The sequence below is a fragment of the Tenacibaculum sp. MAR_2009_124 genome (genome assembly GCF_900105455.1).
Lineage (GTDB): Bacteria > Bacteroidota > Bacteroidia > Flavobacteriales > Flavobacteriaceae > Polaribacter.
Genome location: NZ_FNSF01000005.1, coordinates 1,088,277 through 1,104,036 on the forward strand (window position 1 = coordinate 1,088,277; position 15,760 = coordinate 1,104,036).

Below are 15,760 nucleotides of genomic sequence, written 5' to 3' on the forward strand. Positions count from 1 at the left end.
TTATATTTATATAATTCAAAACCACCTCATATGAGGTGGTTTTTTGTTTTAATTCATATTATATAATAAAACTTACTGAGTAACTAAAATTCAGTAAATTTGTAAGAACAAAAACTAGCAAAAGCATGATGAAAACCATTCACTCTTATTGGGCATATATCGTACTGGCTGTATTGATTTATACAGTTGTAAATGCAATAATAGGATTAACTCAGAAAAAAGAATTTACCCACAAAGAATTCCGTTTAGGGTTGTTTACATTAATTACTAGTCATATTCAATTGTTAATTGGATTAGGATGGTATTTTATGTCTCCTTGGTTTAAGGCTTTAAAAGCAAATGGTGGTGAGGTAATGAAAGAATCAGCAACCAGATTACTGGCTATTGAGCATCCGTTAACAATGGTTATAGCCATTGTATTAATTACAATGGGGTGGTCGAAACACAAGAAAAAGGTAAAAAGTGAAGATAAATTTAAAATGTTTGCTGTTTTTTATGGAATAGCATTAGTCTTAGTATTATCTCGAATTCCTTGGAGAAATTGGTTCTAATCTTAATTAGATACTATAAAATGGTTATTTATTGAGGGTTTACTCTAAAAAAATAGTCCTGCCTCGGCAGGATTTTTTATTTTTGCATATAATCACGAAACTCAAGAAGTATCATGAAGTTGTTTCTGATAAGTTTAATGTAAAACTTGAGTTAAGTTCAATTAGTAAAAGTGAAAATATTTAGTTATCTCCTGTCGCCGATATTCGCATTGGTGTTTTATGTATTATTATTAATATTTCATCCAATACAATGGATTGGATTAAAAATTTTTGGAAGCAAAGGACATCAAAAAGTTGTTAATATTATGAACTGGTTTTTGGTGAAATCGCTTCTAATTTTAGCAATTCCAGTAAAAGTAATTAACCGTCAAAAATTACCTGAAAACACCACATTATTATTTGTATCAAATCATCAAAGTTTATTTGATATTCCACCAATTATTTGGCATTTTAGAAAGTACTGGCCAAAATTTGTTTCTAAAAAGGAATTAGGGAAAGGAATACCAAGTGTATCCTTTAACCTTCGACATGGTGGAGCTGCCTTAATAGACAGAAAAGATGGAAAGCAAGCTCTGGCTGAGTTGGCTAAATTTGCGAAAAGGGTTCATAAAAATAAGTGGTCTGCAGTAATATTTCCAGAAGGAACGAGAAGTAGAACAGGAAAACCAAAAACCTTTGCTCCCAATGGGCTAAAAATGTTAATAAAGTACAACCCTGAGGCATATGTGGTTCCATTAACGATAAATAATTCTTGGAAAGTATTTAAATACGGTAAGTACCCGTTGGGAATAGGAAGTGCAATTACTATAACTACTCACGAACCTATTAAGGTAGATAGTTTGCCATTTAAAGAGTTGTTAGAAAAGGTTGAAACTACTGTGAAATCTTCAGTTAACTAAATAAAGAGAGAACTACGCATTAACCAAAAACGATCTTAAACGGCCTTAAATAAGGTTGAAGGAATTATAAATTCTCATGTAATGAGAAAAGAGTAAAGGAAGTATACATAATGTTTTGTATGGCTTCTATACTTATAGAATAAAGCAACAAATAACTAAAAATAAACCCCTGTAATTTATGTCGATACATAATATAAGAAAGGAAGTAATGCAAACACTGGAAAAGAATATAGACAGTTTTGTAGACAAATTTCTAGTTCCAATAGAAAAGATATGGCAGCCAACGGATTTTTTACCAAATTCTCAAAATGATAATTTTATAGAAGAGGTTAAAGAAATTCAGGAAATATCAAAAGAACTAGAAGACGATTTTTGGGTAGTATTGGTAGGTGATACTATTACTGAAGAAGCCTTACCAACCTATGAATCTTGGTTGTTAGATTTAGATGGCGTTACGCAACACCCTGATAACGGATGGGCAAAATGGGTAAGAGCTTGGACGGCAGAAGAAAACCGTCATGGAGATGTACTTAATAAGTACTTATATCTTTCAGGACGCGTAAATATGCGAGAAGTTGAAATTACAACACAACATTTAATTTCGGATGGATTCGATATAGGTACAGCAAGAGACCCTTATAAGAATTTTGTATACACTTCATTTCAAGAATTAGCTACTTACATATCACATTTAAATGTGGCTAAAATAGCAAAGAAGAAAGGTCATAAAGCGTTGGCTAAAATGTCAAGAATTATTGCAGGAGATGAAATGCGTCATCATCTAGCATATTCTGAGTTTGTTAAGGAAATATTCAAGTTTGATCCAAGTGAAATGATGTTAGCTTTTCAGCATATGATGAAGCACAAAATTGTAATGCCAGCAATGCATTTAAGAGAATCATTCGGAGAAAAAGGAAGTTTATTCGACGATTTCTCTACAGTAGCTCAGAGAGTTGGTGTATATACTGGTTTCGACTATGTTGATATTATAAAGAAACTGAATGAATTTTGGGAGATTGACAAGATCACTAACCTTACTCCAGAAGCGGAAAAAGCTCGTGATTTTCTTATGAAATTACCAGACCGTATGTATAGAATTACAGAAAGGATTTCGGTACCTGATACCAAATTCAATTTTAAATGGATGATTCCAGCATAAAAAAATAGGCAACCAGTAAATGGTTGCCTTTTTTTAAATTACTTGGTTGCTTGTAATTTACTGTGTATTTTACTCTACTTAATCTAAACTTTCTAAGAAAATACACTAACCTTGATTAATTAAATGGTTGGTCATTAGCCAGCCTTAGGGGATTCGATTCAAAGCTAGTTAGAGTTGAACAACTAATTTTACGGAGTCCCGTAAATGCATAGCTTTTTAACAAATTAATCGATCGTTTTAAGAAAGTATTAAGAAACTCTTGGTTTTCATTTAGCCTAACACACCCAATAAAGGAAACAAACTGTTATAAAAAATAAATGTATAAGTGGAACGTAAAAAATATATTTTATCTTCTTGAAAATATATAATAACAGGGCTATTAAGTATGAAATAGGGTATAATGTACTACTCCAAAAGAATAATTTAAAAATTACATTGTGAAAATGATTTTGATGTGCACATTCATGCGCAGCAAAAGATATGATATTCATTAAAAAGAGAAAAGGGTAAACTAGCAAAGGAATACCAAGGAGAATAAAAGCGATACGATGTGAATTTTTTACACTCATTTATGTGATAGTGGTAAATTAATTAACTCACTATAAATATATTAAAATACATTTTTTTGATTGTGATATTTTTACAAAAAACCACTTTTTTTTATGTTTAACTCCTGTAGTCGTCGGTTTTTGTTAGTTAAAAATACATAAAAACCTTAAAAAAACAAGTTTTTGCTATTGCAGAATTTTTAGTTTTATAGGAGAATAATAATCATATTTTTTTCGAAAACGATTGCAAAAATATGGTTTTAATGGTGAAAGTAAGTATTTAATAATTTACCCTTAAAACTAGTGTAACTAGTTGTTTATTAGGTTTAAAAGTAAGAGTTTTATATGGGGAAATTTCTGAAAACAAACTAAAGACAATACTTATGAATGCAATTCCAAAACATTTAGAGATAAATCAACCTATTCATCAAAGAGAGTACTTATTGGATGGTAAGCTTAAAACATGGGAAGGAAAAACAACGGAAGTTTTTTCGACTATTTCTAGTACAAATGAATATAAGCATACTTTAATTGGCTCAATTCCTTATATGGGAGAGAAAGAAGCTTTAGAGGCCTTATCGTCTTCTGATAGTGCTTTTAAAAACGGACAAGGAATCTGGCCAACGATGAAAGTCCAAGACCGTATTCAATGTATGGAGAATTTTGTAACTCTTATGAAAGAAGCACGAGAGGATGTGGTAAAACTATTGATGTGGGAAATAGGGAAAACAAAAGCAGATAGTGAAAAAGAGTTTGATAGAACTGTTAAGTATATTTATGATACTATTGAAGATTATAAAGAACTCAATCATGAAGGGGCTCGCTTTACCAAAGTACAAGGAATAAATGCCATGATAAAGCGAAGTCCTTTAGGAGTTGTTTTGTGTTTAGGTCCTTACAATTATCCATTAAATGAAACTTTTACTTTATTAATTCCTGCCCTGATAATGGGGAATACAGTGGTGTTTAAGCCAGCGAAATTCGGAGTGTTACTTTTATCTCCACTGTTGAAAGCATTTCAAAGCGCCTTTCCAAAAGGAGTAATCAATATTCTATATGGAAGAGGAAGAGAAGTAGCATCACCCATAATGAAAACAGGTTTGGTTACAGTTTTGTCGCTAATAGGAAATAGTAAGTCGGCTATTGCTTTACAAGACCTACACCCAGGTAAAAATAAACTACGATTAATCCTTGGTTTAGAAGCGAAAAACCCAGCAATAGTACTACCAGATGCTAATTTAGATTTAGCGGTATCCGAATGTATTTCAGGATCATTATCTTTTAATGGACAGCGATGCACTGCATTAAAAATTATATATGTACACGAATCTATTGCTGATGAGTTCAATAAAAAGTTCTCAGAAAAAGTAGATCAGTTAAAATTCGGAAACCCTTGGGATGATAACGTTTTTTTAACTCCACTACCAGAACCTAATAAACCCGATTATATTCAAGAGTTAATAGATGATGCCAAAGAAAATGGGGCTGGTATTTTAAATAAAAAAGGAGGAGCGCGCAGTGATAATTATATTTTCCCAGCAGTGTTGTTTCCGGTAAATAAAAAAATGAGAGTATATCATGAAGAGCAGTTTGGTCCTGTTGTACCTATTATGACTTTTAAAGATATACAAGAACCTTTAGATGATATGGCAGCTTCTGACTATGGACAACAGGTCAGTTTGTTTGGAAAAGACACTAATACCTTGGCGCCGTTAATAGATGTTTTAATTAACCTAGTTTGTAGGGTAAATTTAAATAGCTCTTGTCAAAGAGGACCCGATGTTTTCCCATTTACAGGAAGAAAAGACTCTGCCGTTGGAACGTTGAGTATTCACGATGCTTTACGATCGTTTTCAATTAGAACATTTGTAGCATCAAAAGAAAACGACTACAATAATGAAATTTTACAGGAACTTCTAGATAGTAAGAAAAGCAATTTCATAAATACAGATTATATTCTTTAGGATTTTAAATAAAATTAGGAATGAATTCGTTTAGGTTTTATAGATTGCTATAAAGTTTAAACGAATTTATTTTTTTCAATAGTATTTTATGAATTACAATAATAGAAAATTTAGGACTATTTCCAGCTCAAAGAATTCTGAAACGTCGGAAGAGACAATATTTTTGTATTGTCAAAAAGAGAATATTCTTACCTCCAATTATAGCGGAGGTGAAATTAAAGAAGGTCATTTGATTGGTTTAGTGGATGAAGAGGGTAATATTGAAATGCGATATCATCAGATAAATTTGAAGGGAGAGTTAATGACAGGGATATGTTTTTCAAAACCAGAATTGATGGCAAATGGAAAGATAAGGTTATATGAGTCTTGGGAATGGACTTCTGGAGATAAATCTAAAGGACAATCAATAGTAGAAGAAATATGATTTTGGAAGTGGCTATTTTAAATGTGAGGCAAGGTGAAGAAGGCAATTTTGAACAAGATTTTAAAATTGCGAGTCGATATATTAGTGCTATAAAGGGTTATTTGAACCATAGTTTGAAGAAGTGTGTAGAGACAAAAAATCAATATATTTTACTTGTGAATTGGAAGGATATTGAAAGCCATGAAATAGGATTTAGAAAATCGAAAGAATACCTTAAGTGGAAGGAATTATTACATCATTATTATGATCCTTTTCCTATAGTTGAGCATTATGAAACTGTTTTTCAAAACATGAAATAGCTAGTAAATTTATAACGGTAATTTAATAACTTATGGAAAAACTATTTGTTTATGGAACCTTAGGGCCGGGAAAACCGAATGAACATATTTTAAAAAATATAGGAGGAAGTTGGAAGAAAGGTTATGTTCATGGAAAGCTATATGAAGAAGGATGGGGAGCCTTAGTAGGATATCCAGGTATTCGATTAGATGAAAAAGAAGGAAAGGTATATGGTTACGTGTTTTATTCAGAACAATTGGAAGTGTATTGGCAGGAGCTAGATAATTTTGAAGGAGAGGAGTATGAAAGAGTAAAAACCAAAGTTATTATTGAAGATAGTAATGAAACTATTGAGTCATTCGTATATGTTATTGAAAGCTAAAGTATCCAAATGTTGCTGTAAAACAAGAGTTTATAGAATCTAAAAGAAGTGTTAAAATTACTGAGTTTTTATCGAATTATGTGAGAGAATAATTTTAATTAGTTAGGTTTGAGAGTATAAAACCAAACTATTACTACTAACATCATGAAAAGAAGAAAATTTCTCCAACTCTCAGGAATGGGAGCACTAGGGGTTTCTTTAACGAGTTTTTCCCAAAAGAAAATAGTTGAAACAACCAACTCTACTGAAATTATTGTAGTTGGAGCAGGAACTTTCGGTGTGTGGACGGCGTATCACTTAAATCAAATGGGAGCGAAAGTTACATTACTGGATGCATACGGACCAGGAAACTCAAGAGCTAGCTCAGGAGGTGAAACACGATTGATTCAAGCAGATAATGATAACGATACTTATATTGAAAGCGCTTTACGATCCTATCAACTATGGAAAAACATAGAGGAAATCTCAGGCGAACAAATAGTGCTATCTACAGGGAGATTAGCCATGTCTAGTAACATAGCGCATGAGCATCAAGCATTAAAAAGACAAAAACAACTAGAAAGGCAAGGAATCAATAATACAGAAGTATTAAGTCAGGATGAAATCCGATATCGTTGGCCGCAAATAAATTCTGAAGGCATTGCAACAGCCATGTATAATGGAGGCGGTGCATCGGGAAGCACTTTCCTAGCAAGAAAAGGAATACAAACGGTAGCGAAGGAGTTTGAGAAAAACGGAGGGAAACTAAAAATCGCTAAAGGAATTCCAGTAATTAAAAACGGAAGAGTCCAGGGAATTGATATAGGAAATGAAGTATTAAAATCCCAACACTATGTATTTGCATGTGGCTCTTGGCTATCGAAGGTATTTCCTGGATTGTTGTTGCCAAAGTTAAAAGTAGAAAGAAGGGATGTGTTGTTTGTTGGTACACCTGCAGGAAATAGTCAATTTACATATCCGAATATACCAGAATGGAGCGTATATGGAAGTGGATTTTATGGATTTCCAAACATTAAAGAGAGAGGCTTTAAAGTAGCTATTTATCCTGATCATAATACTTTTGATCCAGATACTGACGAACGTTTGATTAACCACTATCAAGTCAAAAGAACTCATGATTTTGTAAAGCATCGTTTTCCAGCTTTAAAAGATCAACCTATTGTTGAAAGTCGCGTTTGTCAAGTAACGTATTCAACGGATGGTAATTTTATTATTGATAAATTACCTGCTTCAGAAAATACATGGATTGTAGGCGCAGGTTCTGGACATGGATTTAAGCATGGACCAGCGATGGGAGAACATGCTGCCAAAAGAATTTTAAGGAAACAGATAAATACCAAATACACTAACCTCTTTAAGTTAAAAGAGAAGAATTTTTGAAAGTGAAATAAATGGCCGTACCAAAGAATAAAGAAGAGCTGATTCAAGCAATAGAAGAAGCGTATGCTAAATTGAAACAAGATTTAGAAACGATTCCTAACGAATTAGAAAAATCTAAACAGTTAGAAGGACATGCTAAGGATACCAACATGAGTGTGTCTGATTTAGTTGCGTATCTAATTGGTTGGGCTGAACTCGTATTGAAATGGCATAGAAAAAGAGAAAATAATGAAAAGGTTGATTTTCCCGAAGTAGGATATAAATGGAATGAATTAGGAAAACTAGCTCAGAAGTTTTACGAAGATTATGAAGAACTAAGTTATAAATCACTTTTAGAAAAATTAGAAAAACATGTTAACGAAATTCTCGAAATAGTAAAAGGAGCAACGAATGAAGAGTTATATGAACGTTCTTGGTATGAAAAGTATACGAAAGGGAAAATGATTCAGTTCAATACTTCGTCTCCATATAAAAACGCGAGAGATCGAGTTCGAAAATGGAAAAAGACCTTGAAAAACAAGAATAAAGTTAATCACTAAACTTAAAAACAACTTACTGCATTATGAAGAAAAAAATGATAAAGCTTTTTTTTGCAATATTCTTGGGAATGAATTTTGCTCAGTCACAAAACTTAGATTCGTTAGATGTAAAAATCTCTTTTCATCAAAAAATTAAGATGTCAGATGGAGTTCATTTATCTTCTAATATTTACAAACCATTCGATATTACAAAAAAATACCCTGTAGTACTTGTGATAACTCCATATGTTTCGAATGAAAATCATTCCAGAGGGTTGTTTTTTGCAATGAATGGATACGTTTTCATAACGGTTGATAGCAGAGGTAGAGGTAACTCAGAAGGAAATTTTGTCCCTTTTGAAAATGATGGAAAAGATGGTTTTGATATTGTTAATTGGATTGCGAAACAAGAATGGTGTAACGGAAAAGTTGGAATGTTTGGAGGATCCTATAGGGGAATGAATCAATGGTTAACATTGAAATATTTTCCAAAGAATTTAAAGTCAATTATACCTATTGCTTCCGTTGGGCCCGGAAGAGATTTTCCTAAATACAATAATATATTTTACCCATATTCTATTAGATGGCTTACTTTCACTAGTGGCAAAACAAATAATAACAAAATCTTTGGCGGTTCCTATTGGTCAAATAAATTCGAAAAATTGTATAAAGAAGGAATTCCATTTAACAAGCTCGATAGTGTGATTGGTTTGCCTAATAAAACCTTCCAAAAATGGCTAAGACACCCTAGTCATGATGATTATTGGAAGCAATTTTATTTAACACCAGAAGAAAATCAAAGAATTAACATTCCAATATTATCAATTACTGGACACTTTGATAGTGACCAACCAGGTGCTTTGTTATATTATAAAGGACATATGAATGAAGGGAATACTGATGCAAAAAAAAATCATTACTTAATTATAGGGCCATGGAGTCATGGAGGAACCAGAAGACCAAAGAGTGAGCTAGGTGGGTTTAAGTTTGGAAAGAATGCTGTAGTTGACATGAATGAATTGTACCTTAATTGGTTCGATTGGACTTTGAAGAAAAAAGAAAAACCAAAATTGTTAAAAGATAGGGTAATGTATTATGAAATGGGAACGAATGAATGGAAATATGCTAGCAAAATAGAAGCGGTTTCTAATGAAAAAAAATCATTATACCTGAGTTCTTTAAATACTACAGCAAAAAATGTTTTTAATTCTGGAGAATTAAAAGAACAACCATTAAAAGAAGATAATACTCCCGATGTAATTATTGATAATCCAAAATTAAATAGAGGGCTTACTAATCCCACGAATATTAACAGCGATAATGAATATTATCGAACTCAAAGTATAGTTAATAATTTAGAAGTATTAATATACCATTCAGAGCCTCTTAAAGAAGATATTATTATAAATGGTAAAATAGCATTGGAGACTTTTATTTCAATAGATGTTGAAGATGTTGATTTGAAGTTTGACGCATATGAAATAACAAAAGAGAATAAGTCGCTATTTCTTCAAAGCGATTATATTAGAGCCAGTTATAGAAATGGATTGAGTTCTCCGAAAAAAGTAGAAAAAAATAAAGTGTTAAAATATCTTTTTAGTGGAGAGAACTTTTTTAGCAGAGTACTTAAAAAAGGAAGTCGCATAAGATTAGTTTTTTCATTTATTGATTCTCCTTACACTCAAAGAAACTTTAATTATGAGGAATCTCCTTCATATCAAACAATTGATAAAGCTAAAAAAGCAACCATAAAACTATACCACAACAAAAAATACCCAAGTAGAATTATTCTACCAATAAAAAAGGAATAATGTTATTTAACAATTAGAAACTGTGAAGTCCAAGGAACATTATCTGTTTGGACTTCTTAATATAGAATGTTACTTGTTTTGGAGAGTTTATTATAGAAATGCTCGAGTTTTTTCAACAGTGAATGCCCTTGAAAAATAGGTGTTGACTTTACAAGAAGGTGAATTTATATCAAGAAAAAGTAGTGAAGAAATGTGGACTCCTGCTTTATTAAAAAATGTAGAGTATGGTGGTTTTGGAGGTCTTTTAAAAGGTTATGGATATGGCTGGACAGAACTCTTAATACATGAAGGAGAATGGAATCCTGAAATAGCAGTTGCTTGGTGCGCTATTACGACTTATATAACACTATCAGGAATTGGAATATTTCGTAGTTTAAAAATGCTGCCAATTATGCTGTTCCTGATACTCTACAAATGCCTTTGACTAATTTTGTTGCCTATCCTTTATGGCAAAACGGAACGCTTGAAGGTTCAGAAACCCAAGAATGGGTACAAGTATTTCTGCCTTGAAAATATGTTTTTAAAACATATATTCTTGGAAGGGACTATTCATAGAAAATTGTTAAAATTATTTTTTAACTAAAAACTCACATGTTTTAAGGCTACCTTACATTTAAAATTAACGAAATGTCGATTACAAAAGAGTCCGAACTTATCGGAATGAAAGCTATCAGTGAAATAGTAGCTATTACTTTAAAACAGATGAGAGAGTTTGCAGAAATAGGAATGTCTACGAAAGAACTAGATGATTTTGGTGGAGCATTACTCGAAAGTTATGGAGCAAAATCGGCTCCCAATAAAACATATGGCTTTCCTGGACATACATGTATTAGTGTAAATAAGGAAGCAGCACACGGAATACCCTCAGAAAAGAAAATTTTAAAGGAAGGAGATTTAATGAATATTGATGTGTCCGCCGAATTAAATGGCTTTTGGTCTGATAATGGTGGCTCGTTTGTATTAGGAAACGATATTCATAATCATCAACCTTTGGTATCCGCTTCTAAAAACATTTTAAAGAAAGCGATATCGAATATTAAAGGAGGTGTAAAAATCTCTGATATTGGTTATTTAATTGAAACAGAGGCGAAAAAACATGGTTACAAAGTAATTAAAAATCTTGCGGGTCATGGTGTCGGACGAAGTTTACATGAAGAGCCAGAAGATATTTTAAATTACCGTGTTAAATGGAATAAAGAAAGGTTTAAGAAAAATACAACAGTAGCTATTGAAACATTTATAGCTACAAAATCTACCTTGGCAATCGAGCTTAAAGACGGCTGGACTTTAGTAGGAAACAAAGGAGGTTATGTAACGCAACATGAACAAACTATATTAATAACCGATAATACTCCTGTTATTTTAACGAAATCAAATGAAATTTGGGCGTAAGTATAATTAATTGAATGGTCGAGATACGCCATTCGATTAATCAAGACAGACTTGTCTGTTTTAATTATATTGTTTAAATTTGTAAAAAGAAATAATATGAGTCTCTCAAGAGAAAGAATTTTGGAAACTGCTTCCTATTTAATTCATCATCAAGGATACAATAGTACCGGAATTAATCAAATTATTAAAGAAGCAAAAGTTGCAAAATCTACCTTCTATCAACATTTTGAGTCTAAGGATTTACTATGCGTTGAGTTTCTTAATAGAAGGCACAATTTTTGGTTTTCTGAATTTTCAAATTTTACATCACAGTTTACTAGTTTAAAGGAAAAGACACTAGCCGCTTTCGATTTTATTATGATTATGAATAAAAATGAAAATTTTAGAGGTTGCAGTTTTTTAAATATCCTTTCTGAAATATCTGAAGAGCAAAAGAGTATTCGGTCTGTGATTCAGGTTCATAAAAATGATTTAAGACAATTTTTTCAAGAGTTAATTGAAGAAGAACTTTTAGCAACACATGTATATATGCTTTTTGAAAGTTCAATTATCGAAAGCCAATTATTCAAATCTAATGAGATCGTTGAGAAATCAAAAAAAATTATAAAAACACTACTTTAACCAATAATATAATGGAAAAAAAATATCCACTACCACCGTTCACCCTAGAAACAGCCAAACAAAAAATTCAATTGGCAGAAGATGCCTGGAACTCTCAGAATCCCGAAAAAGTTTCATTGGCGTATTCAGAAAACAGCGAATGGAGAAATAGAGATACATTCGTAAATGGACGAAAAGAGATTGTTGATTTTCTTACGAATAAATGGCAAAAAGAGCTTCACTATAAATTGAAGAAAGAATATTGGGCACATACGGAAGATAGAATTGCAGTGAGGTTCGAATATGAATACCAAACTAAAGAGGGAATATGGTTTAGATCTTATGGTAATGAAAACTGGGAGTTTGATGAAAATGGGTTGATGAAAAAAAGATATGCCAGTATTAATGATTTAGAGATTCAAGAATCTGAAAGGCAATTTTAGACTTGAAAAAATCATTAGATTTATTTAATTTTGTGTCCATAATACCAAATAACTTTAAAACATATAACTGTTTTTATGTCGGTTTGGTATAAATTGTTTTACTGATTAAATTGAATCTTATGGAAGAATTAAAACTACATACCTTTGGTAAGGACGATCAAATCAATGCTGAAAAAAATAAGCATCGTTTATATGGAGGGGAGAAAAAAGGAAATAGAAAAGCGAAAACATTTCAAGAAGAAACACAACTGAAAAAACTTGATAAAATTTCTAGAGAAAAGAAGAGAAACTCTAGAATGAATTTATATTGAATCTAATAAAAAAAGATAGCTGAAAATCTCTTGGATTGCAGCATTTGTAATGTTAATATCGCTTTAAGTTATATAATAAGTAGTATGCTACATAACTGTTTATGTAGCATTTTATGATTATTTATGTATAACACCATTACTAACAAATAGTTCTAATCAAATTTAAAAGAATTGAAAAGTCAAAGCATACTTTTAAGACCATTACAAATATCCGATGCTGCTGAGATTACCGTGTTGTTAAACAATAAGAATATTTGGGATCATTTAAGAAATTATATTCCTTTTCCTTATACTGAAAAAGATGCAAAGGATTTTATTAATATGATTCATAAAGAAGATCTTTTACAGAACTTCGTAATCGAATATAATGGTAAGCTCTCTGGTGTTATTGGCTTAACCTTACAAAAAGATATTTATACAAATTCAGCAGAATTGGGGTATTGGCTCGGCGAACCTTTTTGGGGAAAAGGAATCATGACTCAAGCCATTAAATTAATGATAGAGATTGGTTTTAGTAAACTTGATTTACGAAGAATTTATGCGGGAGTATTTGCCTTTAATATTGGCTCAATGAAGGCTCTTGAGAAAAATGGATTTGAAAAGGAAGGGGTGTTTAAGCATGCTGTAATAAAAAATGAAAAAGTGTATGACGAACATCGGTTTTATAAATTAAATCCACGCGTAGTTTAAAACATGAACCTCCATAGCGAAGAGTATCGATGTGTTTTTTATTTTGTTATGACTTCATAAAAATAACTCTAATTGGTGTTGGGTAATCTAACGGTTATTTAGACGTGTCTGAAATGTCTAAAAAAACATATACTAAATAAATTTTAAGATTAACGCGACCTGGTTTTTTTCAAAGCCATAAAACCCTTATATAGTCTTCTCTACCGAATTGTTTTTCAATCTAGAAAAAGGGGCGAATCGACAAGTATTTGTGCAGAGTTATAACGGAGTTTGGTATTAAAGTTTTTCTACATTAGGAATGAAACTTGTGTATTGAAGTGATCTGTTAATTCTTTATTCTCTTTTAACTACATCTTTGAAATAAATCTTTTGTTTACGGAATTCCATAAGGAAAATTGATGGATAGTTTTTAAGTTTGGTAAAATCGTAAAAATCGATTTACTATTAATAACCACTCAAAACTAAAAAACTAATGGATATAAGTAAAATCAGTCATGTTTCAATTTACCCACCTATCGGAATTGCTCGAATAGGAAATTCACCAGAATATTTTTTAGCGTCGGAAGTTCCAGGAGTTGAGCCTCAACCGACGGAAGGATATAAAGATAATGAAGGGCGAATTAAAAAGCAGGCGGTAAAATTTAAAATCTATGCTTTTGACAGTAATAACAATGTTTTAGGAGAACTCACAGAAAAGGAAGCAAATATTAAATGGCACGTACATGTAGCGAATATAAAAGCAGCTTGGTATGAGTTTAATAATGCTTTAGATTTACCCAAGGCAGGAATTCCATCTGAGTATAGAAATATTAATGAAAAACACAGAGAGAAATTGGCCATTAAGCCAAGTCCGATTGAAATTTCAGGAACCAATTTGTCTGGTGAAAACTATAATTTTGATGATGGCGAATTCTACGGAACAAAGGTGAACCTTGGTAATATAGAAACTGATGCCCAAGGAAGAGTAATTTTTGTGCCAGGTAATGGAGATGCGCAATCGAAAGATAATATACCACCAACAACATTTGCGAATAATGTTGGGTGGCATGATGATACTTGCGACGGTGTTATTAGAGCAACGGTTGAAGTTAATAATATACCCTTAGAAGCAACGCCAGCAATGGTAGCAGTAACTCCTCCTAATTTTGGACCAGGACTTTTCGGTGTTGTTACCATGAATGATGTAGTTCAAGATTTATTTATTCGTGAAATGGAGTATCCCGATCCAGCCGCAAACGGAGTGGTATTTTACGAACATATTTACCCAATGTTGGAAAGAATGACAAATACACAATGGGTAAATGAAGGATTTGCCATGCTTTTTGGACACAATTCACCATCAGATTTTACTAATCCAGAGTTTGTAGCAATGCTAGCATCTCCTGATCAGAGTTCGCAAGAAGTCCGTCAAAAAGTGTTTGAATGGTTTAGAGACCCAAGCTCCGAAGCCTATAAACCACAACAAGTACCACCATTTTATGGTGATGGGTTTGGGGAATATGAAGGACTTTCGATTGTTGATTTACCAATTACTCAAACACAATTTAACCGATTACAAAAATGGGCTGAAGGCGAATTTACCACAGGACAATTACAACCTAAAAAAGCGTTCGATGAACTTAGTTTAGAAGAACAACTAAATGCACTAAATCAAGCCCCTTTAGAGGAATGCTTAGGAGGGCCATTTCATCCTGGGATTGAATTGACTTGGCCAATGCGAGTAAAACTGATGTGGTCGGCACCATATCGATTAAAAGTTGTTGCTAAAAATAAAGATACAAGATTAGCTTTTGGACCTTTATTATCACCCCAAATCGCATTAAGTGAAGACGGTCCTTTATCTAAAAGTGGACCAGGAGCTTTAACAAGATGGTTGGGTGTACCTTGGCAAACTGATGAAGCAAGTTGCTTATCTGGATACAATCCATCAACCTATTTACCATTGCCATCGTTCTGGGCAGCGAGAGTTCCAAATCAGGTATTAAGTGAAGATGGTTTTGAACGGTTAAAGGATGATAGCGTGAATATTGGGCAACGTTTAAAACATTTCGATTATCGTCAAGATTGGCTGCGAGATTTAGGAACACAATACTTTAAGAAAATTGATAAAATGACTAGGCAATGGCATAATTTAGGAATAATTGCGCGTCATGAAGACAATGTTCCTGGTGATTCAGAGTTGTTGCCAAAATATGCATGGGTAGAATCTGGAAGACCTCTGCCTGCAGTAGACGCAAGTTTTGAGCAAGTAGAATATGTTGAAGAAGTAATACTAGGAGCAAGAGAGCAAGAAGAACGTAGTAAAGATGAATTGCTAGAAAAAACGGAGCTTTTAGCAGCGAAAAAAGATGTTTTAAAATCGCGAAGAACTGCTGCAGGAACTACGTTCAAGCGTGATGAAATGTAATT

General features: G+C 32.4%; 17 protein-coding genes. All 17 read left to right on the plus strand.

The genetic code is table 11. The features are described 5' to 3' along the window. The first annotated feature begins 128 nt into the window (after nt 1-128). The 17 genes from BLW23_RS15585 to BLW23_RS15665 all read left to right on the plus strand — a co-directional run bounded on the left by BLW23_RS15585 (nt 129) and on the right by BLW23_RS15665 (nt 15,758). Nucleotides 129-551: a hypothetical protein gene (locus BLW23_RS15585; protein WP_093671469.1), complete on the plus strand. Its 423-nt coding sequence runs from the start codon at nt 129-131 to the stop codon at nt 549-551. 170 nt (nt 552-721) lie between these two features. After that, nucleotides 722-1,450: a lysophospholipid acyltransferase family protein gene (locus tag BLW23_RS15590; protein ID WP_093671471.1), complete on the plus strand. Its 729-nt coding sequence runs from the start codon at nt 722-724 to the stop codon at nt 1,448-1,450. 178 nt (nt 1,451-1,628) lie between these two features. Continuing rightward, nucleotides 1,629-2,609 (plus strand): acyl-ACP desaturase, encoded by a 981-nt coding sequence (locus tag BLW23_RS15595; RefSeq protein WP_093671473.1) that lies wholly within the window; start codon nt 1,629-1,631, stop codon nt 2,607-2,609. A 931-nt stretch (nt 2,610-3,540) separates the two neighbouring features. Continuing rightward, the gene (locus tag BLW23_RS15600; protein ID WP_093671475.1) at nt 3,541-5,121 is read left to right on the plus strand and encodes an NADP-dependent glyceraldehyde-3-phosphate dehydrogenase; all 1,581 of its coding nucleotides are present in this window, start codon (nt 3,541-3,543) and stop codon (nt 5,119-5,121) included. An 88-nt stretch (nt 5,122-5,209) separates the two neighbouring features. Beyond that, complete coding sequence (locus BLW23_RS15605) at nt 5,210-5,545, plus strand: avidin-fold protein (protein ID WP_093671477.1); 336 nt, start codon at nt 5,210-5,212, stop codon at nt 5,543-5,545. Next, nucleotides 5,542-5,844 carry an antibiotic biosynthesis monooxygenase family protein gene (locus BLW23_RS15610; RefSeq protein ID WP_093671479.1) on the plus strand — a complete coding sequence of 101 codons (303 nt, stop codon included), beginning with the start codon at nt 5,542-5,544 and terminating at the stop codon, nt 5,842-5,844. The genes BLW23_RS15605 and BLW23_RS15610 overlap by 4 nt, the downstream gene beginning before the upstream one ends. 32 nt (nt 5,845-5,876) lie before the next feature. Then, on the plus strand, nt 5,877-6,206 hold the full coding sequence (locus BLW23_RS15615; protein WP_093671481.1) for a gamma-glutamylcyclotransferase family protein: 330 nt from the start codon (nt 5,877-5,879) through the stop codon (nt 6,204-6,206). 144 nt (nt 6,207-6,350) lie between these two features. After that, nucleotides 6,351-7,586: an NAD(P)/FAD-dependent oxidoreductase gene (locus BLW23_RS15620; protein WP_093671483.1), complete on the plus strand. Its 1,236-nt coding sequence runs from the start codon at nt 6,351-6,353 to the stop codon at nt 7,584-7,586. 11 nt (nt 7,587-7,597) lie between these two features. Further along, the gene (locus BLW23_RS15625) at nt 7,598-8,125 is read left to right on the plus strand and encodes a ClbS/DfsB family four-helix bundle protein (protein WP_093671485.1); all 528 of its coding nucleotides are present in this window, start codon (nt 7,598-7,600) and stop codon (nt 8,123-8,125) included. 35 nt (nt 8,126-8,160) lie between these two features. Beyond that, nucleotides 8,161-9,915: a CocE/NonD family hydrolase gene (locus tag BLW23_RS15630; RefSeq protein WP_176829846.1), complete on the plus strand. Its 1,755-nt coding sequence runs from the start codon at nt 8,161-8,163 to the stop codon at nt 9,913-9,915. A 142-nt stretch (nt 9,916-10,057) separates the two neighbouring features. Next, entirely contained in the window at nt 10,058-10,339 is a 282-nt protein-coding gene (locus tag BLW23_RS15635; protein ID WP_143032200.1) for a hypothetical protein, read from the plus strand. Between the two features lie 203 nt (nt 10,340-10,542). Further along, complete coding sequence (gene map / locus BLW23_RS15640; protein WP_093671492.1) at nt 10,543-11,307, plus strand: type I methionyl aminopeptidase; 765 nt, start codon at nt 10,543-10,545, stop codon at nt 11,305-11,307. A gap of 96 nt (nt 11,308-11,403) precedes the next feature. Continuing rightward, nucleotides 11,404-11,928 (plus strand): TetR/AcrR family transcriptional regulator, encoded by a 525-nt coding sequence (locus BLW23_RS15645; RefSeq protein WP_093671494.1) that lies wholly within the window; start codon nt 11,404-11,406, stop codon nt 11,926-11,928. Between the two features lie 11 nt (nt 11,929-11,939). Further along, nucleotides 11,940-12,350, plus strand: coding sequence for a nuclear transport factor 2 family protein (locus BLW23_RS15650; protein WP_176829847.1), 411 nt, complete (start codon nt 11,940-11,942; stop codon nt 12,348-12,350). Between the two features lie 119 nt (nt 12,351-12,469). Next, nucleotides 12,470-12,661: a hypothetical protein gene (locus BLW23_RS15655; protein WP_093671498.1), complete on the plus strand. Its 192-nt coding sequence runs from the start codon at nt 12,470-12,472 to the stop codon at nt 12,659-12,661. Between the two features lie 171 nt (nt 12,662-12,832). Then, entirely contained in the window at nt 12,833-13,351 is a 519-nt protein-coding gene (locus tag BLW23_RS15660; protein ID WP_093671500.1) for a GNAT family N-acetyltransferase, read from the plus strand. A gap of 472 nt (nt 13,352-13,823) precedes the next feature. After that, nucleotides 13,824-15,758, plus strand: coding sequence for a LodA/GoxA family CTQ-dependent oxidase (locus BLW23_RS15665; RefSeq protein WP_176829848.1), 1,935 nt, complete (start codon nt 13,824-13,826; stop codon nt 15,756-15,758). Nucleotides 15,759-15,760 lie beyond the last annotated feature (2 nt).

Bases quoted from the DNA above. Each gene is read 5' to 3' on its own strand.
- BLW23_RS15585 (WP_093671469.1), top strand. From the start codon at position 129: ATGAAAACCATTCACTCTTATTGGGCATATATCGTACTGGCTGTATTG.
- BLW23_RS15595 (WP_093671473.1), top strand. From the start codon at position 1,629: ATGTCGATACATAATATAAGAAAGGAAGTAATGCAAACACTGGAAAAG.
- BLW23_RS15600 (WP_093671475.1), top strand. From the start codon at position 3,541: ATGAATGCAATTCCAAAACATTTAGAGATAAATCAACCTATTCATCAA.
- BLW23_RS15605 (WP_093671477.1), top strand. From the start codon at position 5,210: ATGAATTACAATAATAGAAAATTTAGGACTATTTCCAGCTCAAAGAAT.
- BLW23_RS15610 (WP_093671479.1), top strand. From the start codon at position 5,542: ATGATTTTGGAAGTGGCTATTTTAAATGTGAGGCAAGGTGAAGAAGGC.
- BLW23_RS15615 (WP_093671481.1), top strand. From the start codon at position 5,877: ATGGAAAAACTATTTGTTTATGGAACCTTAGGGCCGGGAAAACCGAAT.
- BLW23_RS15620 (WP_093671483.1), top strand. From the start codon at position 6,351: ATGAAAAGAAGAAAATTTCTCCAACTCTCAGGAATGGGAGCACTAGGG.
- BLW23_RS15625 (WP_093671485.1), top strand. From the start codon at position 7,598: ATGGCCGTACCAAAGAATAAAGAAGAGCTGATTCAAGCAATAGAAGAA.
- BLW23_RS15630 (WP_176829846.1), top strand. From the start codon at position 8,161: ATGATAAAGCTTTTTTTTGCAATATTCTTGGGAATGAATTTTGCTCAG.
- map (WP_093671492.1), top strand. From the start codon at position 10,543: ATGTCGATTACAAAAGAGTCCGAACTTATCGGAATGAAAGCTATCAGT.
- BLW23_RS15645 (WP_093671494.1), top strand. From the start codon at position 11,404: ATGAGTCTCTCAAGAGAAAGAATTTTGGAAACTGCTTCCTATTTAATT.
- BLW23_RS15650 (WP_176829847.1), top strand. From the start codon at position 11,940: ATGGAAAAAAAATATCCACTACCACCGTTCACCCTAGAAACAGCCAAA.
- BLW23_RS15655 (WP_093671498.1), top strand. From the start codon at position 12,470: ATGGAAGAATTAAAACTACATACCTTTGGTAAGGACGATCAAATCAAT.
- BLW23_RS15665 (WP_176829848.1), top strand. From the start codon at position 13,824: ATGGATATAAGTAAAATCAGTCATGTTTCAATTTACCCACCTATCGGA.